16 protein-coding genes are annotated in these 22,419 nt (G+C 46.0%); 1 reads left to right on the forward strand and 15 read right to left on the reverse strand.

Going from position 1 to position 22,419, the window contains the following annotated elements:
- Positions 1 to 68 precede the first annotated feature (68 nt).
- From ACUTVW_RS08485 to ACUTVW_RS08555, 15 genes are all read right to left on the reverse strand, one after another.
- Positions 69 to 1,727: an ABC transporter substrate-binding protein gene (locus tag ACUTVW_RS08485; protein ID WP_445645366.1), complete on the reverse strand. Its 1,659-nt coding sequence runs from the start codon at positions 1,725 to 1,727 to the stop codon at positions 69 to 71.
- Between the two features lie 17 nt (positions 1,728 to 1,744).
- Entirely contained in the window at positions 1,745 to 2,665 is a 921-nt protein-coding gene (locus ACUTVW_RS08490) for a carbohydrate ABC transporter permease (RefSeq protein WP_445645367.1), read from the reverse strand.
- 27 nt (positions 2,666 to 2,692) lie between these two features.
- Positions 2,693 to 3,547, reverse strand: a complete 855-nt coding sequence (locus ACUTVW_RS08495) for an ABC transporter permease (protein WP_445645494.1) — start codon at positions 3,545 to 3,547, stop codon at positions 2,693 to 2,695.
- A 281-nt stretch (positions 3,548 to 3,828) separates the two neighbouring features.
- Positions 3,829 to 6,153: a helix-turn-helix domain-containing protein gene (locus tag ACUTVW_RS08500; RefSeq protein WP_445645368.1), complete on the reverse strand. Its 2,325-nt coding sequence runs from the start codon at positions 6,151 to 6,153 to the stop codon at positions 3,829 to 3,831.
- A gap of 315 nt (positions 6,154 to 6,468) precedes the next feature.
- Positions 6,469 to 8,184, reverse strand: coding sequence for an RICIN domain-containing protein (locus ACUTVW_RS08505; RefSeq protein WP_445645369.1), 1,716 nt, complete (start codon positions 8,182 to 8,184; stop codon positions 6,469 to 6,471).
- Between the two features lie 91 nt (positions 8,185 to 8,275).
- Positions 8,276 to 8,425 carry a hypothetical protein gene (locus ACUTVW_RS08510; protein WP_445645370.1) on the reverse strand — a complete coding sequence of 50 codons (150 nt, stop codon included), beginning with the start codon at positions 8,423 to 8,425 and terminating at the stop codon, positions 8,276 to 8,278.
- A gap of 69 nt (positions 8,426 to 8,494) precedes the next feature.
- Positions 8,495 to 9,442, reverse strand: a complete 948-nt coding sequence (locus ACUTVW_RS08515) for a carbohydrate ABC transporter permease (RefSeq protein ID WP_434751176.1) — start codon at positions 9,440 to 9,442, stop codon at positions 8,495 to 8,497.
- Positions 9,443 to 9,459: 17 nt separating this feature from the next.
- Complete coding sequence (locus tag ACUTVW_RS08520) at positions 9,460 to 10,305, reverse strand: carbohydrate ABC transporter permease (protein WP_445645371.1); 846 nt, start codon at positions 10,303 to 10,305, stop codon at positions 9,460 to 9,462.
- 53 nt (positions 10,306 to 10,358) lie between these two features.
- Entirely contained in the window at positions 10,359 to 12,929 is a 2,571-nt protein-coding gene (locus tag ACUTVW_RS08525) for a DUF5696 domain-containing protein (RefSeq protein WP_445645372.1), read from the reverse strand.
- 16 nt (positions 12,930 to 12,945) lie between these two features.
- Positions 12,946 to 13,581: a YIP1 family protein gene (locus ACUTVW_RS08530; RefSeq protein WP_434751179.1), complete on the reverse strand. Its 636-nt coding sequence runs from the start codon at positions 13,579 to 13,581 to the stop codon at positions 12,946 to 12,948.
- The gene (locus ACUTVW_RS08535) at positions 13,565 to 14,989 is read right to left on the reverse strand and encodes a hypothetical protein (RefSeq protein WP_445645495.1); all 1,425 of its coding nucleotides are present in this window, start codon (positions 14,987 to 14,989) and stop codon (positions 13,565 to 13,567) included. Before ACUTVW_RS08535 ends, ACUTVW_RS08530 begins: the two co-directional genes overlap by 17 nt.
- Positions 14,990 to 15,055: 66 nt before the next feature.
- Positions 15,056 to 15,937 (reverse strand): carbohydrate ABC transporter permease, encoded by an 882-nt coding sequence (locus tag ACUTVW_RS08540; RefSeq protein ID WP_445645373.1) that lies wholly within the window; start codon positions 15,935 to 15,937, stop codon positions 15,056 to 15,058.
- Positions 15,934 to 16,851 carry a carbohydrate ABC transporter permease gene (locus tag ACUTVW_RS08545; RefSeq protein ID WP_434752992.1) on the reverse strand — a complete coding sequence of 306 codons (918 nt, stop codon included), beginning with the start codon at positions 16,849 to 16,851 and terminating at the stop codon, positions 15,934 to 15,936. Before ACUTVW_RS08545 ends, ACUTVW_RS08540 begins: the two co-directional genes overlap by 4 nt.
- A 58-nt stretch (positions 16,852 to 16,909) precedes the next feature.
- Positions 16,910 to 19,807 carry an extracellular solute-binding protein gene (locus ACUTVW_RS08550; RefSeq protein WP_445645374.1) on the reverse strand — a complete coding sequence of 966 codons (2,898 nt, stop codon included), beginning with the start codon at positions 19,805 to 19,807 and terminating at the stop codon, positions 16,910 to 16,912.
- Positions 19,808 to 19,909: 102 nt separating this feature from the next.
- Positions 19,910 to 21,265 carry an ABC transporter substrate-binding protein gene (locus tag ACUTVW_RS08555; RefSeq protein WP_445645375.1) on the reverse strand — a complete coding sequence of 452 codons (1,356 nt, stop codon included), beginning with the start codon at positions 21,263 to 21,265 and terminating at the stop codon, positions 19,910 to 19,912.
- A gap of 274 nt (positions 21,266 to 21,539) precedes the next feature.
- Between ACUTVW_RS08555 and ACUTVW_RS08560 the strand changes: the two genes are divergently transcribed.
- A complete protein-coding gene (locus ACUTVW_RS08560) occupies positions 21,540 to 22,304 on the forward strand; it encodes a helix-turn-helix domain-containing protein (RefSeq protein WP_445645376.1) in 765 nt (254 codons plus the stop codon).
- The last annotated feature ends 115 nt before the right edge of the window (positions 22,305 to 22,419 follow it).

Here is a 22,419-nt window from a genome sequence, read left to right on the forward strand (position 1 = left end):
ATTAATGACGAATAAAAGACGAGCAGACCGCATTTTCGTAATCTGGCTCGTCTTTTATTCAATTCTATTTACTTGGATGATACGGATGATGCATCATAAGCGGACTGCATAATTTCCAGATAACGATTCATGTTCAGGCCTTCCAGTCCTTTCACATACGCATCCCAATCTTTATCCAAACTCTTTGCTCCTGTGACGAATTGTAACGCGTTCTGGTCAATATAATCCTTGATATTGGTTTGCATCATGCTGGTTTCATCTGCAAGGGATGGATCAACCCACAATGCCCAATGCGGGAAGACTTCTTTAGGTTCTTTACCTTCCATCAACAATGTAGCTTCGTACAGGCGACGTTCATACCCATCGTTAGCATAGATGTCTGTTCCCTGTACTTCTGCATCGCGATACGCCCGGTGATGATTATACTGGCTTAATGCAGCCCAGCTGTCATTACGAGGTTCTTCTCCGGATGGAAGTGGGATCGCTTTATAGAGCGGCTTCACCTGGTCATTCAAGGCCACTTCTCCCTCTTCAGGTTTGCTCCAGCTTGTGCCTTCTTCTCCCAGATATGAAGCCATTGCTCCTTCTTGTGTATAGAAGTAATCCAGCATTTTTATGGCTGTAATCTGCGTTTGCTCACTGGCTTTATTCGTTATGACAAAGGTCGCACCTGGATCAACGGGGTAGTTGTAGGAAGCATATTCAGCCTTCGGCCCTTTTAATGGTGGAATCGGATTATAATCATTGCCGTATGGTGAACCTTCAGCCGTAGTTACGAACAAGGACGGATGCATAGCCGCTCCTGCACCCAGAAGCTGTGCATCGGCATTATCTCCAATTTTCTTGAAGGCACCGACATTTTGTGTAAAAGCACCCGGATCAATCAGTCCTTCATCATACAAGGATTTGATGTACGTAAGTCCTTCTTTCCACTCCGGTTTATTCGCTACCGTTTCAACTTTGCCTTGATTCAGGATGAGGTAATTCCGGTCATCGTTATAGATGAAACCGTTCATCAGATATGGAATAATGTGTACACCAAAGTTCTCCGTTGAACCACTCAGTGGTACTTCATCTGCCTTGCCGTTTCCGTTCGGATCTTTCGTTTTGAACGCTTTCAGCATTTCCCGGAACTCTTCTGTCGTTGTTGGCTCTTTCATGTTCAACTTCTTGAGCCACTTCGTATTCACCCACATCTTGTTTGGATACGAACAGTGGAAACATTCATTCAGCCCGGTCAGTCCATAGATTTTACCGTCCGGTGCGGTATTCATCGCTTTGTAGTACTCATTGCTCTCAAGCACTTTCTTGATGTTAGGCGCATGCTGATCAATCAGATCATTAAGTGGCAAAATCACGCCCTGTTGCCCAAACTTCAACAAGTCAGTCTGTGAGAAACGATCTACCCAAGGGATGAGCATGTACAGATCCGGATAGTCCCCGGAAGCCAGGGAGATCTGTCTTTTTTCAGCTGCTCCATCAAAAGGAACGGTCGTCCAGTTGAACTTGATATTGAACTTTTCCTCCATTTTCTTGGTGAATTTATTGGTAGCAAGGTTCATATCCGATCCTTGATGCACAAATACATTCATCGGGACTTTCCCGTTCGCATCCACTTCCCCGTTACCCTTATCGGAGGACGAGCAGCCTGCAAGTACCAACGTAAGAACCAGCACGAATGTTAATCCGAGCGCACTTATTTTCTTCAATAAAATCCTCTCCCTCATGAAAGTTTGTAATCGACTTATCCTTTAACCGAACCGACCAGCATCCCTTGCACGAAATAACGTTGTACAAAAGGATAGATGATCAGAACCGGTAAGCTGGCCATGACAATCAAGGAGTACTTCATCAGTTCAGCCATCTGCTGTTGCTTGATCATTTCGGAAGCATCCATATTGCCTGAGCTGCCTAGAATAAGAATACTTCGTAATATCAGCTGTAGCGGGTAGAGCGACTGCGATTTCAGATAAATCAGTGCGTCGAAATAGGCGTTCCATTGACCAACCGCATACATCAACGACAGCACCGCCACAATAGGCTTGGCAAGCGGCAGTATGACACTGAAGATAAACCGAATATCACTACAGCCATCGATATCAGCCGCCTCTGACAGCTCTTCCGGTATGGAATTTTGAAAGAAGGTTCGTGCAATAATGACTTGCCATACCCAGATCGCATTTGGAATCAGAAGCGCCCAACGTGTATCGATAAGCCCCAGTGATTTAACAACCAGGTACGTTGGAATCAAACCACCGGCAAAGAGCATCGTGAATGTAATGAAAATCATCAGCGTGCTGCGTCCGACAAAGGTCTTTTTGGATAGTGGATAGGCAATCATAATGGTCAAAGCCACGCTGATAAACGTGCCACATACCGTATAAAATAGTGAGTTCGCGTATCCCATCAGTACTTGTTCATTGCGTAATACGGCTTTGTATCCTTCAAATGACAGGTCAACCGGCCACAGCCAGACTTTGCCCGAAGAGACAGCTGACGGACTACTGAGTGACGAACTTACGATGTAGATCAAAGGATACAGCACAGCAACCAGCACGAGTGACAGAATGATGTAAAGTGCCGTAATAAACAAGCGATCCCCAAGCGATTCTCTGATGACAGGGTTTGCTCGTGAACGACCTGTCTGTGATTGTAAATTAGACATCCTTCAAGTCTCCTCCCCTCTGTGTGGTTACCATAGGCTTGTATTGGACAGCCGTTTTGCAGCGGCGTTAACGGCTAACAACAAGATGAGATTAATGACAGAGTTGAATAAACCAACCGCTGTAGCAAAGCTGTAATTGGCGTTTAATAGTCCCATTTTGTACACATACGTTGAGATAATTTCCGACGCGGACAGGTTTAACGGGTTTTGCATCAGATATATTTTCTCGAATCCGACTGCCATAATATTGCCCACGCTTAGAATTAAAATAATGACGGCTGCAGGCAACAAACCGGGCAAATCCACGTTAATAATCTTCTGCAGTCGATTAGCTCCATCTACTTTGGCGGCCTCATACAACGAAGGGTCAATGCCGGCAAGCGCGGCGAGATAGATGACTGCTGAATATCCCATAGTCTGCCACACATCGGAAAACACATAGATGGATCGGAACATATCTGGATTTCCAAGGAAATTCAATGATTCGAATCCAAGTGCGCCTGCAATCGTGTTCACAATCCCCAGCCTAGGCGAGAGGAAAAGCATGATAATAGATACCATAACCACTGTGGATATGAAATAAGGTGCGTAGGTCACCATCTGTACGGTTTTCTTGAACCTCATGTTTTTAATTTCATTCAAAGCCAGTGCCAGCAGGATCGGGATAGGAAATCCGACAATCAGGCTATAGAACGAGATCAGCAGCGTATTTTTGATTAACGTCATAAAAGCGGGATTTTGGAAAAGCAGGTCGAAATACTTGGTTCCAGCCCACGGGCTGCCCCAGATTCCTTTGATGACGTTATAATCCTTAAATGCGAGGACTGTATTCACCATCGGTACATATTTGAAAATGATAAAGTACAACACCGGAGGCAAAATAAGCAGATATAACTGCCAATGCCTTCTGAAACTTCTGGCTAGCGCATGCTGTAACGTTGATCGTCTGCGCTCCTTCACACCCGACTTGTGTTCACTTGTAATTGTTGATCTCAGGATCATCCCCCCAGTCAAAAATACCTATGGTTATTGAAGTTAGCGTCACCTTGTATGGTAGCGCTTTCTTTGTGCCCATATCATAAATTTGACTTGAGGTAAGCGTAAAGGTACACCTCGGAAATGAGCGTACATTATACGCATGAATACTAAATCCGAAGCGTACATTAACCGCTCTGATTATCCATCTTCCGAAATACACTTGGTGAAATGCCTCGTACACGCTTGAATGCTCTGCGGAAGGAATGTGCACTGTTATATCCGGTAGAAAGAGCGATCTCATCGATGGTTTGCCCGCTTTCTAACAGCAGACCAGATGCTGCATTTATTCTCACCCGCTCCACGTAATCCGAAAGATTCTCTCCGGTATGCTCTTTGAATAGTTGGGAGATGAATTTTTCCGATTTACCCATATGTTCAGAGATCCGACATATCGTCAGAGTCGCGTCCCCATAATTATTTTCAATGTAACGTGTAATTTCTTGTACGGTATCCGCATGTGTGGATGATCTTTTTCGCAGGACTTCCTTGCACATCTCTTCGGTTAGCCGTTTGAATTTGCCTCGTAATACCATAATAGAATCGGTGATCTGAATACTTGCGACACCGTTTTTGTATTCTGCGGTAAAAGAATCATCGTGTTTGATTTTGGGTTCATCCAGCTTCAGATAGGTTCCCTTCAACTCCATAATGAACTGCTGTACCATCTCATATGAGAGTTCACGCTCTTCAAAATTTCGCGCAAACAACTGATCCAAGATGCGAAGAGCTTCCTCCATTTCCCCCGCCTTGATTGTGTTCAGCAGGCGTTGCTCCGATTCAATCGGATAATAGTACATTTCATTTTCCTTCAATGTATCTTCGAATCGTACGAGCTCGTCTGCTCCCATATGAATCGCATATTCCAGGGCCTGTTTGGCTTCATCAAATGAACGGCCTACATCATTCCAGACTTCGTAGGCTGCTCCGGTGCCAACGGTTGTGGATATCCGATAATCCTTATAAATGAGTTCGGTTAATCTGCTGAGTTCAGACTCACAATGCCGTATCGCGGCATCCAGCGGCACTTCGGTTACGGGACATATAAAAGCAATCTGATCCGTGCCCCAGTCGGTCATTAGCACATCGGCATTCCACTCGGACATCGTCTGTCTGATCACCAGTTTAGCAACGCCAAGCTCCTGAATCGTCTCTTCACTATCCAGACTGGCATAACCGTTCACCTTGAGCAGACCTGTGATTCCATGGCTGTTCTCAATGGAGAGTTGGGTCTGTGAAGAGATTGCTTCCAGCTCTCGCGGAGTATAAAACTCACCGGTAAGCAAACGTTTGATGAATCCATCTCGCAAAAGCGGAATTTGTTCATTCAGCGCGTTCTCCAGCGACTGATTATTGGTAATCAAATGATGAATATGGCTTGCCAGAAAATCATACTCGTTACGTCTTTTGCCAGAAGGCTCACTGCTTTGTTCCCGAAAGGCGGACAACAGTTTATAGATGGGTGCACTGTTTCGGTAGGCAAGAATGAGTCCAAAACCCAAGCCAAGCGCCAACGTGGCCAGAGTGAATGCCAGTGTCACTTGTTTAATCTGATCCGCATTGGTCATCAATGATTTCTCGGGAATACCTGCCATATAACTCCAACCGTTTCGATCCGAATGAATGGATATCAGCAGACGTTCATTTTCAATGGGTCGAACCTCTTTCAAATCGTCCCCAACATGTTGCGCCAATCGCTGCGCTTCCCCCTCTTCAATACCGCGTGAAAAAATAACTTCGCCGTTAGCATCTCTAACCAATGTCCAGCCGCCATACTGATCCACAATATGCTGCGTGAGGTTTGCCATCTCATCTTCATCGATTAAAACACCAATCGTCGCCTGCGGTTTATTGAAGCTATTCAGCGGTAAAGATTGCAAAAAGGTGATTGCGGGCACATTCGCAAGTACGTTGTTACTTATTTCACGTTTGTAGTTTTGAAGTGGAATAATTTCATTAAAATGCGGTTTTTTCAAAATATTTTCGCTCCACTGCTCGAATGTCATCCCATCCATCGCATTGGCTGCATAATAATGTTCTGGCCTGTAGTAGACCGTTGTTGGCGTAATAATGACGTTATAGTTCGGAATGTAAATAAAAAAATGAGATAAGTATTCGTTGGTACTGCTGTACATCGATAAACTACGCTGCATTTTACCTATGCCATATACATTGTAAACATCCCGTGGTTTCGGCTCGGCAATTAAACGGTACAGTTCCTGATTAATTGCAAGCTGTCTTGTGAAGGCCTCCACCTGAAGCAGATTTCGCTCGATAATTTCTTTGCCCAGATTCAGGGACTTCAGGCTATTCTCTATGGAGCTGGCCCGAGCCGCCTCTATGGATGCCCTGTAAGAAGCATATCCGGCAATCTGCGGAATCATCAGAATGATGACATACGAAATCAAAAAACGGCGGAACATCGGTGAAAATTTGGACCATAGGAGCTTCAATGTACTCCCCCCCTTTTTCTATTCAAGCGCTTACAATTCTGTATAACTGATCGTTATTTCATGATACAACGGGCATTTCTGAGTGGTGAAGGTACAACTTATTCCTTATGGTACATTTCCACCTGTAGCTATACAATACTTGATTTCTAAAGTGTATTGTGCCGCTTCACCAGACAAAGACAATTAAAACATGACTTCCCACTACCTGCTTATTCCGTTATAGCAGAAATAAGCACAATAAAAATAACCTTTTCAAGTCATCAGAAGACTTGAAAAGGTTATTCAGCAGACTATAGTAAATGAATAATTACACTCTTAATTGCTAACGGCAACAAATTTCCATTGTTGGTTCGTTGCACCTGTGTACGTGTTCTGTTGAAGCTTGGCTCCATCGGATGTGGAAGCATTCTCCACTTCAATCGCTTTGTTACTGTTTACGTTGATGATGCTCCAGTATCCATTACCCAGATCATTGACTTTGAAATGCTGGGCAGTTGTATTTAAATTGCTCATAAGCTGAACGGCTTCGCCATTGGTCTGTGTACCGTTACGAATGTCAATTACTTTGTCAGGTGAATTCACACTTGTCAGTGTATAGTTGCCGCTTCCAATGGAAGTCAATACCCACTTCTGAGGATTACCGCCCAGATCACTCCACTGTTGCAGCTGGAGATTGTTCTGATCTTGTCCCCCAGGAACATCAACGACTTTGTTAGAATGCCGGGCTACAATTTTGTAGGTTGCCCCCGACACCAGACCCGTAGACGGGTTGGTTGGGTTGGTTGGATTACCACCGCTGCCATAATTCTGCGAGCGCTCGTTGTACCAGTTGAACAAGAATCGTCCCATCGCACTACGTGACGCATCTCCGTCCCACTTCAGTCCTGCTGTAGGATCTGCGAACGAACTACGTGCACCTGGTTCCAGAATGAAACCATTCATATGTGCAGCAATGCTGACATTACCAGCCGCATTGAAAATCCTTTTGGTGTTCGTTCCGAAACCTTCATTACTACCGTTGAACAGATTCCAATAAGCTGAATCACCTGGTTTGTTTTTGAACCAAGTCACTTCCGTGATGTTGATTGGGTATTTATCTGCAGCAGCCTTGACGTTCGTATTCCATTGATCTTGCAGAATGTTGAAGTTGTCATAAGCTCCGTAACCTGGATACCAGTGTACCGCATAACCATAGTTGTTCAGAGGGTCAGACAATGGATGACTTGCTGTCAAGCTGTAGAACTGATTGTAACCCAGACCCGCAGCCCAGATGACGTTATCCGCACCTTGATTACGAATGGTGGAGATCATGGAATTTTGGAAGTTACGCAAATCATTCCAGTGGTCTACGAAATCATTTTCCCCGTTGTATCCACCCCAGTGTCCGTTGGCATACGATTTCACCGGCTCGTTAATCAGCTCGAAGTGAACATTGTCCGCACTTTTGATCTCTGGACGGGAGGCAAGATAACCCCAAATTTGATTGAACTTTTGCAAGTTGGCAGCTGTCGTAGCCTGATCATCCTTCAAGGTGAAGTCCAATCCCAGAACGACATATACACCTTTGGTTTTTGCATACTGGATATAAGGGATGATGACGTTCTGCGTTACAGTCTGCACACCAGCAAAGTTGTATGTACCTGCCGCCACATCTCCCATGTCCTGACGATCGATGAACAGACGTACCTGGTTCATTTTCCAGCCATGATTGCTGCCATATTTCGGACTGGTATCCGCAAATGTGTCTGTGATGTCTTTCAAATAGGCCAATGTTGCAGCATGACGATTGTTACCATGAAGGTTGAGGTAATAATTACTGTCCTGATACGTCCAGTATGCACCGGAAGGCTGATGCCAACCATTGAGAAGTACCGGTTGATTGTTGCTGTTGACCAAGTTTTTGCCACTCACTTTTAGTTTCCCCATAGGCATACCTACCCAGGCATCCGCTTTACTGCCTCCCCATGGAGCAATCGTAATCAGTAATGCCAGAACGAGTAAAAGCTTGCAAGACATCATGAACTTTTTCACTGCTATTCCTCCCGTTTGATTGAATTGGCTTACATTACTGCGATAGGAAACTGCCTTCAAACCTGAATTTTAGCAAAATCAAGATTTAGCCTCATCCAGACTCGGTTGGCGCGCGCTCCCTTAAGCCATTCCATGTCCAATGATTAAGCTGGTTGTAACACAACCGATCAGCTGTAAGCCATTCTCTGCCATTCACCTTATCAATGTAAGCTTCCTTGTTATATTTCTTGGAATCACGCATGAGATCTGCCTCCTTTCGTTCGGGGATGCTTAACATGATATAGCTGCACACCTCGTCGTCCCAATCGTTCTACCCTACGATACCTGTACGCTCCACGCTCTCCACGAAATAGCGCTGCACGAACAAATAAATGATAATTAACGGCAGGATTGCCAGCAGAATACCTGTATCCTGAATCATGCTCAGATAGAATGGATCGGCCTGAGACGCTGCACCGTCTGTAACCTGTTGAGCCAGGTTATACGGCAACGACGATAGCTGCGTTGACATGACTTTACTGGAAGTCAGATACGTCGTCGTGTAGAAGCTGTCGTTCCACTGCCATACGAAGGAAAAGAGCATGACGGTGACCATGGATGGAATGGCATTCGGCAGCATGATACGGGTGAATGTGCGACTGATCCCTGCGCCGTCCACGTATGCCGCCTCCTCTACTTCTTTCGGAATGCCTCTGAAGAATTGGCGGAAAATAAAGATATACAAACCTGCCTTGAGTGAATTTGCGGTAACGGCTGTCAGAATAAACGGCCAGTACGTATTGAGCAAGTTGACAGGTTTCCCGGAAAACAGCGTCATCAGCCCCATGAGATCAAAGCTTTTCAGGTTCAGATACACCGGAATGAGAATGGTTGTTGGCGGCACGAGTATCGTCAGAATGACACCGGCAAACAACCAGTTGCTTCCCTTGAACTTCAGTCTGGCGAATCCATAACCTGCAAGTGCGCATGAAGCTGTAGTCAGCAGTGTTGTTGTTGCGGACAGCGCAAACGTGTTGAACAGCGTAGCCCAATAATCCATGACACGAATCGCCTGCTTGAAATTGTCGATCGAGAAGTTCTGAGGAATCCATACCACGACTGCCGAATAGAGATCCCCTTTGGCCTTGATTGAGGTAGAAATTTTTTGAAATATCGGAAACAGAATAACAAAGGAAAGTCCGGTAATCAGAACAAATCGGATGACAGACCATAGCCAGCTCTTCCATTGCTCAAGCGATAATAATCGTGATGTCGTCACGCGGAATACCCTCCTTTCTAATCTTGATAGAAGACTCGTTTCGAGAAAATGATGGATACAATCACTAGAATAATAGCAATCGCTACGAAATATACCCATGCCATAGCGGAGCTAAGACCAAAGTCAAATTTGACGAATCCCGTATCACGGATCAATTTGGTCATCGCATTATTCGCAAAGGAGTCAATGATCGTATAGATCGCGTTAACAAAAATAAGCGGGCTGACCATCGGAAACGTGATTTTCCAGAATGCCTCGTATCCTGTCGCCCCTTCCATCTTGGACGCCTCATACAACTGTGGGGAGATGGTCTGAATACCGGCCAGGAAGATCAGTATTTGTACACCCGATTGACTGACAATCTGGTAGATTCGATCCACTGCTCCGCTTAAATACGTAACGATCCATTCACTTACGCCCGCATTGAGCATCAGACCTTCCAGTTCCAATGTGCCAAAAGAACTGCCGCCTGCGCTGTTCTGGTTCACAGCTTCAATCAAACTTGTGCTTTCCAGTGACATAATGACGCCGGATGCTAGAATAACGGGCAGGAAAAAGATGGATCTTGCTATGGCGCGACCTCTGAATTTTTGATTCAGAATTACGGCAAGGAACAAGCTGAAAATGACAATAAGCGGTACATTCACAAGTACGTCTGTAATGGACTCAATCAGTGCCCGGTTAAAACTTGTATTGACGGTAAGTGCCTGAATATAATTGGCAAAACCCGTAAATTGAATCGCAATTCCCTCTGCATTAGCTTGAATCGCGCTCATGCTGTATCGCAGAGACGCGAGCAACGGAACGAAGAAAAACAATACAAATCCGATCAGCCACGGAAGTACGTAGATGACACCCCACATGGCTTTCTGCTGAGCATACGTACGACTTCCCCATTTGAATTTCAGGAGTGTCTTCAGAACTGCTCACCACCAGTCACATAACTTAAAGCTTCTAAAGTATGGTTCTCCACCTCAACAGGGGAGTCATTGTAATTGACAATCACATATCCTCCGCCTTCATACGTTGTTCGGAATACACCTTCACTCAAAGATTCATGGGCTATCATTGGACGTCCAGTGAACGACTGGTTTACTTCACTAACTTCGGTATAGATCTCCGCTGCCAGATCAATCCACTGCTCGTAATTCGCAGCATATAGATTGTTATAATCCGTTTCTTTCACCACATGGCCCGGGGCATTAAACCAGGCAAAATAGGGGCTGGCTCCGTATTCAATCAGCTTCAGCACATACTGCCTTGCATCGGTATACGTGGACAGATTGTATGGCGAACCGGTATACGGAATACTGCCATGAACGACCAACTGGAAAAACGGAACTTCCTCATCTTCCAGTTTGAAGCGGCTGCTGCTCATCGGCGCATCCGTAAGCCCGGTAACGTAAGGCAGCGCATATGCGTTGCCGCCTTCAGCCACGATGGAGCCTGCTTGTTGCTTAATCTGATCAAACGCTTTTCGGACCGCATCCAGTGCCTGCGTACGATCCAGCAATTTTTTTGGATTCATATCGCTGTTTAACTGCTCTGCCATATCCTTCAGGGAAATGCCTCCCGCATCAAGCAGTCTCATGTCCTTGATCATATCTGTTGTCACATCTTCAATCTCATTAGGTGAGAGCACATAGGAAGCAGATAGATCCTTCGCCCGTCGCTCCAAAGCCAGATCCATTGGATACAAGATCGCCGGTTCCTGTGTCAAAGATCGGGACGCCTCACTTGATGGACTGAATCCTTTCTTCGATTGCACGTTCAGTACGGATACATCCGGATAAAATCCGATTCCTGCTGCACTCGTAAAAGCGCTAAAATCTTTCATTCCCTTTTTCCCGCCAATCACTCCATCCACCTTAATGGTATTGGGCAAGCGGTGGTGCAACCCATCATTGAACCATCCTGCATAACGTACCTGAATGTTGGACACCTTTTTCTCCATCAATTTCGAAAGAATCGCTTTACCCTCATCAAATGTTGTCAGAGCCTCCGTGGAATTATACGGTATGCCAAGCATATGCTTTCTGGTTGTCATCCCACCGAACAGCTTGAGGTAAAACGGGATCGTGGACTGCCCCTCGTATACTTCCAGTTCGGGAAGTTTTTCATTTTGTACCAGGTATTCCCGGTACAGCGAGGCCAGACCGGAATACGAAGCCTGCTCTGCACCTACAAAAGCGTAACGAACCACGAAGTCAGACGACGTCGGTTTATTCTGGAACTTCGGCAATGTACGAACCATGTCACTGGACTGAAGTGTAATATCACTTTTGTTCACGACATAAAAACTGGGGTATACGTTATTGTAGCTGTTCAGTTTACCGCTGATATCCGCATTCACGACCGCCACCGCATCCCCTTCTTCGATGATGCCCAGGAAAGCGCCTTCCGGACGAATCACGCCAAAGACAGGCAATCTCGCTTTGCTTTCGCTCGAACTGGCTTCACGCAGCTTCATCGTTAAGTCCGGGCCATAAATATCCTGCTGGTAGGAAGGGTACTGTAGTTTGCCATTGTTAAAATGAATCAGCGCTCCCGAACCGTCTGGAACAAAAATTGATCCATCCTCTTTGGAACCTCCAGCTCCGAAATACTCCAGCACAGACAGGGTGTTGATGGGATACTCTTCTGGAAAATGAATACCTGAAGCGGGCACTCGTACCTTCAACTGCTCTCCGTCCAGTTCGTACTCCATCGTGAGCATGAATAAGCGTGGCCCGCTTCGTTCTTGCTCAATGCCATGCTCGGCGTGATCTTTGAGAAGGTCTTCCTCTGTGTATCCGGCGTCTTCAAAGGCTTTCAATGCGCGGGTCAACTGTAGACCTTGCATGGCCTTGTCAATTCGATTGTATACGCCTTCATCTTTATCTTCCGCATATCCGACTTTCAACGCCCGTTCTCCGGATTTATCGAGCTTTGCCAGCACGTTTTGTTCAAAACGTTCTTTACTTATCTTCACTGGCAGATCTTCGATAGATCGCTCGGTGCTGCCAAATTGATAGTTCACTCGTACTCCGTTTGGCAATGCTTCATAACTCACTTGTTTATGCCGAACGCTGTCCGTGTACGAATTCACCATACTGCTCTGGCCTGAACTGTTGAAAAAGCTGAGTCTGGATTGGGAGGACAGAAGGTCCTTGTTAATCCCGGCTGCAATGCCATCCTTCTCACGCTCTTCCGGGTTACTGCGCCAGATTTCTCCGCTCTTACTATGAACAACGGCAATCTCGGCGGTCTCTTCGTTGATTAACAGCTGCAAAGCATTGTTTCGAGCGATACCGATCATGCCGGGAATACGGGCATCGCTAAATGCAGATTTCAGCTTTTCTCCGGCAGGCAGGGAAGGAGTCTGCACTTGACTAACATCTGCTGCCGTCTCCCGGGCTGCCGACGATGGTGAGAACTGGCAACCGCTTAGAAGCAAACTGCTCACCAGCAGTATTCCGGTTATTTTTTTGGCTGCGGCATATTTCATTGTGATTTCCTCCTTCCTAGCCCCGAAGCACTAATTCCTGATAGATAGTGTAAACAAATGATACGATCTGCTGTACAAGACTAAAGAATAACAAGCATAGAAAAGCCATAAAGGCCATCGCTACAAGCGTGAGCAGCATCGTTAGAATGGTTTTGGCAGGTGTATATTGATGCACAGTCATATTGCCCACAAATAGCAGATATACTGTCCAGCAGACTGCAATGGCGTTCGAGAAATAATAAAATGCCGTTTCCTGTTGAGAAATAGCCAGACTCAGCCAGATCCACGGGAAATGCACCAGAAACATCGGAACCAGTGCAAAACACGTCGACATGAAAATTTCAGAAAACTTGCCTTCTCCATCCATCAATGTGGTTAACGACCAATTGGCCACACACCAGAACAACACGGGAATGACAACGTATACCATCTCAAGCAGGCTGTTCAGGTACTTGGGATTGTTAAAGTTGATCAGAAAACCACTGTACTGCGCTTGCAAAATTTTAGTGAATACCAGCAACACCATAATCATTAAAGAGATTAGCAGTGTCGTTTTTTGATTACGTTCATATTTCAATTCCCAATACCCGTCAAAGGGGTGAAAAATCAGATGCAGCGGGTACTGGTAAAATTGTTTACTTGATGCCTGCATTCGTTGCCCTCCTTTTCTGTCTGCGAACGATGATGACGGTGACGAACGCAGCTACAGCCAGGAATATACCGGACATCACCCATGAAAAATGCTCACGCATCAGTTCTTTTCGGTAGAGAAGAAAAGCTTTGGAGTATCCTTTTCGCTCCATACTCTGCTTGAAGTATTGCGCAGACTCGGCATACTCTTTCTGACGAAGCAAAGCTTTACCAATACCCGCATAGGCATATTCCAGATTGGCATTCATCTCGGCAGCCTTGGCAAACAGTTCCGAAGACTGATCTTCTTCGCCATTGTAATAACTGCGCACGGCATCATGTAGTGTGCGTCCATACTCTGTCGTCTGGAATACGGTAATTTCACCAAGCGCTTTGTCCAGAACAAGCATCCGGTCTCCCGCTCGCTCCAGCGCGACAGGTGTATTAAACAGTCCCATCCGGTTCCCGATGCCGCCAAAAATATGGAGCAGATAACCGTCGCCATTATAGGTAAAGATGCGTCCCCTGCTGGAATCCAGTACAGAATACATATCGCTGTCACCCACATCGACATCAATCAGCCGGGATGGTCCAGCTTCCGTCGTATACCGCAGATCACCCTGAGGTGCAGAATATCCTTCTCTCCGTAGAATGTCTGTTCCCTGAGCATTCAACTTCTTGATCGGATCTTTGCCGCGATCACCACTGGTTGCATAGATAAAACCCTCTTCATCCATGTCGAGATTAGTGAACTCGGTTGGGGTGAACATGACCATCTGACTGCGTTGTTCTCTGGTGGCGAATCGTTTCCAGAGATATTCGACGGGATCAACCTGAACCCGGTTCGCACCAATGAAGGAGGAGAACTCACCATCGGCGCTGAACTCCATGAACCCGTCAAATACGCCTGCAGCCATCACGTATATGCGTTCCCCTTTGTCCATCACAATGCGAATGGGCTTGAATTGAAAGTCATCATTTAACAAGTCAGACTTCGGTTCAGAGACAATCTTGACCAGCTGTCCCTTGTCATCCAGGTGCACCACCCGATGATTATCCGAATCAGCCACAAGTAAATCTCCTTTTTCCGTTACAAACAGTCCTTGCGGATTTTTAAATTGATCTTCTTTGCTTCCGTTCTTGAACGCTTCAATGGTTCGCACAAGCTTGAAATTACGATCCATCTCGACAATTCGTCCATTGCCCGAATCAAGTACGTAGACACGCTCATCTGCGGTAACATGCATATCACTCGGTTCCTTGAAAGGCGTTATATTCAGCTTCTTACCTGTAATAATCATCGTTGCTTCATAAGCAGCCGGAGCTGGAACGGTATCACCATAGAAGGAATAATGATAGGCATCTGGTTCACCATCTGCACTTGCAGGCAGTGCTGTTGAACTGAACAACAGGAGGCAGACCAGGCCCATGATGATCCATTTACGTTGTTTCCATGTGTTTTTTCGCGTGCTATCCTGCACTTTGCTGCCTCCTTTCTATTCTTTCATGCCTGAAGTAGCCATCGTCTGCATGACACTGCTCTGAGAGATAACAAACAGGGTAATCGGAACGATCATCAGCAGTAGCGCAACCGCAGCACCAACCCCTGCTCTTGCAATCCCGCCCTGTACGATCTGACTGAGTGCATAATGCAGCGTTTTGAGATTTTCACTATAGATAAAACTTCCACCGTCCGTTCCCCACAGAGCCGGGAACTGCAGAATCATAAGTGTAAGCCACGCAGGCTTCACATTAGGCATCACAATGCTCCAAAAAATTCGATATTCGTTCGCGCCATCAATCTTCGCTGCCTCCAGCAATGCATCAGGAATCTGTTCCATGAACTGTTTCATCAGAAACAGCCCGAGTGAGAACGCCAGAGAAGGTATAATGATGGATGCGTGTGTGTTGATCCAACCAAGCCAAGACATGACCATGTAGTTCGGAATCGCCGTAACGTGCGGCGAGAACATCAAGGACAGAATGACAATGGTGAATAATATTTTGGATCCCGGAAAACGGTACTTCGCGAGTGGGTAGGCTGCTGCAGACGCAAGAAGAATATGCCCTGCCGTACCCACCAGTGTAATCAGAAGTGTATTGGCAATATAACGGGACAGCGGTACCCAGGAATTGCCCATCAGATTAATCAAATCTGCGAAATTTTCTGTCGTCGGATTGTTTACCCAAAAGCGTGGCGGGAAAATAAACAACTCATCCAGCGGCTTAAAGGCATTGTTGACGGCATAAATCAAGGGAAGCACCATAAACGATCCGAACACGGCCAGCAGCGCAAACAACATGAAACTGACGGTAAATGACCGGTTGAGTCTCTTCGGCATGCCGAAGATCGCACGTACTTTGCTGGTCATCGTCATTCACCTATCTTTCTCAGCATTTTTTGCGTGAAAATGTTCGTTCCAAGCATCAGTGCAAACAGGACAGTTGCGATCGCTGAGGCATATCCCATCTCAAAACGAATCGTACCAAAGTCCATCAAATGGGTGACGACCGTATGCGCAGCATAGTTAACACTTGGGAAACCGGCTAACGCAATCGAGATTTCGGCTACAGCGAACGATGCTGTAATCTGCATGACTGCACCGAACATCAATTGAGGTCTCATCGATGGCAGCGTAATGTACCAGAGTTCCTGCCAGCGATTTTTGATTCCGTCCACCGTTCCGGCTTCCACGAGCGAGCGATCAATCGTCTGCAGACCCGCGATAAATGCCAAAAAGCTGGTTCCGAGACTAAGCCATAGCTGTACCAAAATGACGATGCCCAGTACGTACTTCTCGTTGGCAAGCCATTGGATCGGCTCCAGAATGACGCCAAGGCGCATGAGAAAACCATTCATATAACCATAGCTGTCCCCGGAGAAGATGATCAGCCAGATAAAAAACACATTGCCTGAGATCGATGGTGCATAGAACACCAGCGTCATGACTGCCCTGACTTTAGGAGACAGCTCATTAATAATCCACGCAAACAAAAAACAGGCGACGTAACTGAGCGGACCGGTAATAACCGCAAACAGCAACGTGTTTTTGAGTGCAATTAGAAATACGTCATCGTTGAGGAACAACCGTGAATAGTTCTGCCAACCGACAAAACGAGGCAGTTCCAGCATATTAAAGTGAAAAAAGCTGAGACCGAGTGATATGCCGACCGGAATGACTGTAAACATGAAAAAGATCAGCATAAATGGTGCCATTAATACGTAATAGTGCCTGCTGAGATACAGATTCCTTTTCAATAGGGACCACCAGCCGACCTCGCGTGTATGCATGACAGGAGCGGCGGCTGTCTTGGATGTTTTTGCTTGCAACCGTTACCCTCCCTTTCCTTTATTTCAGATTAAATTCTTTACGTTTCAGTTCAATCTCATCGTCAATATAGAGTACATAGTCAGATAAGGCTTCACGCGGATTTTCATTGGCATTAACCACCTTACGGAAGGCGTTATCCAGATGTCGACCAGTAAAATAACCCCCTGGCATCTGCGGAATTCCCTTCACCCATTCCCACTGCTTCTCCAGGTTCTTATAATCCTTTACCGGCCAAGGTAATTGCTCTAACGCTTCAATATTAGCTGTCGGATAGCGCGCTGCTGCTCCCATCAGACCTTCCATCTCACGTCCATACTCGATTTGAGTAGACTCATCCGTCCACCATTTTATGAACTTCCATGCCGCCTCCTTGTTGCGCGCATTTTCGAGCATCATGACCGCACTGCTTGCGCTGGCTACCTCATGTCTGATCGAACCGTCCGGAAGCTGCGTACCTGGTACAATGGTGAAATCCCACAGATTACGGATTTCCGGTGCCAGTACCGTAAGCATATTATAGGTAGTGTAATCGGCGATTCCGATCGGCATTTCTCCTGTGCGGAAACGGTTCGGGAAATCGGCTTTCAGCGGGAATTTATAATTGGTATAAAATTGCGTCCAACGCTTGAATGCCTCCATCGAGATTTCCGAATCAAGTGCACTTTTTTTCCCATCCTCCGAATAGAAATTTCCGTCATTCTGGTATAAAAGCATCGCAAAGGTTGCGTTAGGAACCATGTTGGCATTGTTCAGTGTATCCTCGATCGGGAGATAGAACTCCATATTGTGCTTTTGCAATACAGCGATCGCATTGTACACATCCTGCCATGTTTTTGGCGGCTCCAGACCTAATTCATTCAGGATATCCTTCCGGTAAAAGAGCATTGGAAAATGCTGTTGCTCCGGGAGTGCGTATACTCCACCGTCATACTCATAAGGCGTTATTCCGCTTGCCCGGAATCTGCTAGCCACCTCTTTGAAATCCGGGAATTTGCTTAGATCCGCTGCTGCATTTCTCATCGCATAGTTCACGGGGATATCTTCGCCCATTTGCATAGCGACATCCGGTCCTTCCCCGGCCAATGTTGCAGGCAGCAATATATTCGGCGGCACAAGCCGCAACTGCACAGATACGTCCGTATCCGGCGTGAACGTATCGTCAATCATGCCCTTAAGCACTTGAGCCTGATCCCGTCCGGTAGTGATCCATACGGTGATCGAGTCTTTCTTTTTCTCCACATTACCAATGCTGTCATAGTCTTCGGTATATGACGCGACATAAGCGCCCAGTTCGTGCTTCACCTGCTGCACCGCAGACGCTTCCGCCTTGGGCATCTCTTGTCCTGCCGGAGCTACGATCAGATAATCCATCGTAATCGGCTGCTCACGTACGGTCAGAATCCACGTACCCAGACCGCCGACGTTAATTTTGAACGTATCCAGTCGTTTCGGAACTGTTTCGGGTCTTGCCGCCATATCCTTGAGCTGTACAACCATCGCGTTCAGAATGGCGACCTTGTCGCTTTGTTCTCCGGTTGCCTTTTCGAGATACTCAGCGACGGAGGTGAGGATCACCGCTTGCTTTTCAAAAGTCTCTATCATCTCTGGAATACGTTTCTCCAGTTGATAGTCCCGAAGTGGATCAGGTTTGTTGGAGGTAATCATCAATATTTTGCGGTACAACTCATTCAATTCAAGTACGCTTGATTCCACGGTTCGAAGTAAAGGAGCAATATCGCCGAGCGTGACGGTCATGCGTAAGCGGTGTTTGCCCTTCTCCAGGTGGAATTGATAAGGTTCTTCTGCACCATTTCCAAGCACTTGTGTCTGCCAGGATGGACTGTAATTAAAGCGAATTCGCTTCATTTCTTCGAACGGAGCTTTGCCATTAATGGTAAGACTGCGTGTGGCATAAATCCCCCGAAGCTGATCCTGCTTCACTTTTAACGCGATCTGATAGAGTCCATCCTCAGGTACATCTATCTCCCATTCGACCCATTCCCCCGGAAGCTTCCAGTTCACGCCTCCAATGGCATTGATCCGAATTTTGGATACGTCGTAGGGTTCGAGTGATGGACTGGATCGATCCGAGATTGGCGCAAGTGTAGGTGAGGATTTGGTGATCGCTTCTTCGCCTTGAAGCTTCAGCATGACGGGGCTGGCTGCCTTTAACCCTAATGAATCATACGTCTTTTGAAGTTCTGCATACGCAGGAACAGCCTCTTCCTGATATAACTCAATGTAATCAATCGCCATACTCTCTCTCAGAGAGGTCAGAGATAATTGCTGGGTACCTTTTTCAAAATAAAACTGGAATGGTTCCTCAAAATACCCACCACTGTCTCTAAAGGAAGCAAGTTGCCATTCAGGTTTCTCCACCTGTCTTGGTCTGAGGTCGTTACCACGATCATCCTGCCGAATATGATCTTCACGATTGCCCCATACCCTGTCGAACAGCAGTACATCCGCTTCCCGGAACGGAACTTCCCCGTTTAACTCCAGCTTGCGCTCGATTCCGGAGCTCTTGCCTTCGACAGGATAATAATGAATGCGAACGTGATATAAACCACTCACTTGAACGGGAACATCCCAGCGAATAGTTCCAGATTCGGGTGTAATGACAGCACTGCCATCCAGTCCTTCATATCTTTGTACTACCTTAAACTCCCCGTTATCTGTCTCCGTGTAAGCTTCGCCTTCAATCCTAACGGTTGTGTCCGGTTTGGCTGTGCTCGCATACGTTTCCTGATAATGTTCATAACTGCGTGAATCCCTGTTACCCGCTACAGCTTCAAAATCCTCAAGTGCATGTACTGTCCCGGGGCTCTGATTCTTGGATGGATAGATCACGATGATCGAGAACACCAAAGCCAGAACAAGTGCCAGAATCAGTACCTTTTTCTTACGTGACCGCATGTTTGCATGTATCCCCTTTCCTGTAAGCGTATCAGCAAAAGAATGATTGACTAGGACAGACCGCACTTGTTACCCGCGCGTTCTGCCCGTATTTAGCAGTGCTTATTTGTATACTTCATCAATTGCGGCCTGGAAAGGAGCCTTGTATTTCTCGATCAACGTAGATACGGACACGCCCTCTTTCAGTTCACCATCAAAATCCCAATAAGGAAGAGACGGGAAGGTGTTATGGTCGAGAACAATCATGCCAGCTGCCACCTCTCTGGCGTTGTTGATATCTGCTTCATCCGTGAGATGTCTCTCCAGCGTGGATTGTTCCGGATAATCATAGATGGAATCAATCTCATTGATTTTTTCCCAGATGTACATCAACTGCTCCGGATTTTCTACCGCTTTAGGAATGGTAATCGCTTGATAACGAGATTCACCAGAGTGGTAGGCCGAAGCGCTTGGGCCTTTAGGATACGGAAGGAAGCCAATATCATAGTCTGGCATATCTGTTTTGATACCTTCAATCTCGTACATCGCCCCAGAGTACATGAGTGTGTTCCCTTGACGGAAGAAGGTAGCCGGTTCAGTCCAGTCGCCGCCTTCTGTTGGTCTGCCCACTTTCTCTGTAGCCAATTTGTTCAAGAAATTCAGAGCTTCTTTTGTTTTTGGATCTTCGAGGTTCTGTTTATCTTCTTTGGTCAGTGAAGCTTCGTTGGAATACAGGAATGGCTCAAGCAAACCCGTTTGAGCAAGGCCCCACGTATCCAGTTTGCCGTCATTATTCCGGTCTTTGTTTGCCTGCTTGGCTACAGCCAGGAAATTATCCCAGTTCCACTCGTCCGCATCCACATATTCTTGCAACGGCTTCAGGCCGAGCTCTTGCATCAGAGTACGATTGTAGAAAATACCATTGATAAACGAAGACTTATCTTCCGTAAATCCGTAACCTTTACCTTCATATTGCATATATTCCTTGGTCGTTTTTTGATTAAATACTTGGTCGTTTTTAATATAATCATCTACCGGCCATAACAGATCCTGTTTGGTCAGTGCCGGGATCGCGTAGTTTTTACCGAGTCTGACAAAGTCGCCTAGCGGCTCGCCAGCCATCAAGGAGGCTACAACTTTCTCCTGATATTCACCAAAATCGATGGATACATATTCGATATTGAAGTTATGTTTTTTCTTCAGAGCTTCGAGGTTTTCAATTCGTTTGATGTTGTCCGGATTGTTATCTGTAATTTGCATATCCCACCAAGCGACAACTTTGATCGTTCTACCCCCCATGTCAAAGTCCATTTCGGGTGTAGAATTTTCATTCTTTTGCTCCGTTTCGGCCGGTGCTTGCTCTTCCTGTGGTGCCGGTTTTTCCGGTGCCGGATCTGCAGCAGGTGCAGAACTACAAGCGCTGATCATCAACATGATTGCAACCAAAAGACTCAGCAACATAAACTTGTTTTTCTTCATTGTCTTCCCCCCTGATTGTCGTGTGCTACCAAAGTGTAGCCTTCAAATGTAAGCGCAAACAACCTGCTTAAATGCAGGTGTTTACCCTGACAGATTATAGATCAGAGTCATTTGAGTAATGATTTGCGGTATTTCATCTGTAATTGGTAAAGAAATGCACTGTCTGCAAAATAATGCACATTGTATGCGCTTTCTTTTCTTCCCATAATAAAACTAAGCCTTATTTCAGTTAAACAGTTGATCGGAATATCAGGAGAAGGTGAGGTCATGTTTCATGTACAGTATTTTACTTGTTGATTATAGTCACCGACTGAATAAAGAGTTTGGACAGCTTCTGCAAGACAACCATTTTCCATTTACAATTACGGATTCGGTCTGCTCTTCAAGTACTGCTCTCGCTGCATTGTCTGATCGGGACTTCAGTGTTGTCGTCGTGCATACAGACCGTTACGATACCGCCGGATTATGGTTATGTCATCACATCCGTCAAACAAGCGATATCCCGATTCTCCTGCTCGGCGGAAGGGATCAATTCAGACTGGTTCGCAAAGCATTGACTTATCAGGTGAATGATTATTTGCCTTCTCCGGTTAAATCTTCTGCGCTTTTGCATAGTTTACACGGCCTTCTGAATAGACTCGGACCTGTGCCTGTGACAAAAAAAACGACCATTAAACCTAAGATTCAGCTTAATGGCAAAGCGATGGATTCCAACCATGTGATTCGGATTGTGAAATCTTATGTAAGAGATCATCTGAATGAAGAGATTACGTTAAAAAAAATCGCCGATATGCTCCATTTTAATTGTGCTTATCTCGGACAAAAATTCAAAACGGAAGAAAAAATCTCCTTTAATGACTACATGTTGAAGGAGAGAATGAAAAAAGCAAAGCAGCTTCTCTTGTCCACTGATCTGCGAATTTACGAAATCGCTCTGGAGGTAGGGTATCGCGATATCGATTGGTTTTACAAAAAATTCAAAGCTTACACTGGCTCAAGTCCCAATGCCTACCGCAGGCAAAAGGCCCATACAGCTTAAATGAAATGATAAACGGAACGATTGCTCTCCTAAAGTATCTGCCGCTTCGCCTTTGCTCTCATTATCGCCGTGCAGCGGCTGCATCCTGGAAAATGAACAAACGAAAAACACGCAG

The organism is Paenibacillus sp. TSA_86.1, assembly GCF_052691815.1.

Coding starts and splice junctions, on each gene's coding strand:
- ACUTVW_RS08510 (WP_445645370.1), bottom strand. CDS start 8,425: ATGCGTGATTCCAAGAAATATAACAAGGAAGCTTACATTGATAAGGTG.
- ACUTVW_RS08490 (WP_445645367.1), bottom strand. CDS start 2,665: ATGTCTAATTTACAATCACAGACAGGTCGTTCACGAGCAAACCCTGTC.
- ACUTVW_RS08555 (WP_445645375.1), bottom strand. CDS start 21,265: ATGAAGAAAAACAAGTTTATGTTGCTGAGTCTTTTGGTTGCAATCATG.
- ACUTVW_RS08545 (WP_434752992.1), bottom strand. CDS start 16,851: ATGCATACACGCGAGGTCGGCTGGTGGTCCCTATTGAAAAGGAATCTG.
- ACUTVW_RS08550 (WP_445645374.1), bottom strand. CDS start 19,807: ATGCGGTCACGTAAGAAAAAGGTACTGATTCTGGCACTTGTTCTGGCT.
- ACUTVW_RS08535 (WP_445645495.1), bottom strand. CDS start 14,989: ATGGGCCTGGTCTGCCTCCTGTTGTTCAGTTCAACAGCACTGCCTGCA.
- ACUTVW_RS08560 (WP_445645376.1), top strand. CDS start 21,540: ATGTACAGTATTTTACTTGTTGATTATAGTCACCGACTGAATAAAGAG.
- ACUTVW_RS08530 (WP_434751179.1), bottom strand. CDS start 13,581: ATGCAGGCATCAAGTAAACAATTTTACCAGTACCCGCTGCATCTGATT.
- ACUTVW_RS08485 (WP_445645366.1), bottom strand. CDS start 1,727: ATGAGGGAGAGGATTTTATTGAAGAAAATAAGTGCGCTCGGATTAACA.
- ACUTVW_RS08540 (WP_445645373.1), bottom strand. CDS start 15,937: ATGACGATGACCAGCAAAGTACGTGCGATCTTCGGCATGCCGAAGAGA.
- ACUTVW_RS08525 (WP_445645372.1), bottom strand. CDS start 12,929: ATGAAATATGCCGCAGCCAAAAAAATAACCGGAATACTGCTGGTGAGC.
- ACUTVW_RS08520 (WP_445645371.1), bottom strand. CDS start 10,305: ATGTGGGGTGTCATCTACGTACTTCCGTGGCTGATCGGATTTGTATTG.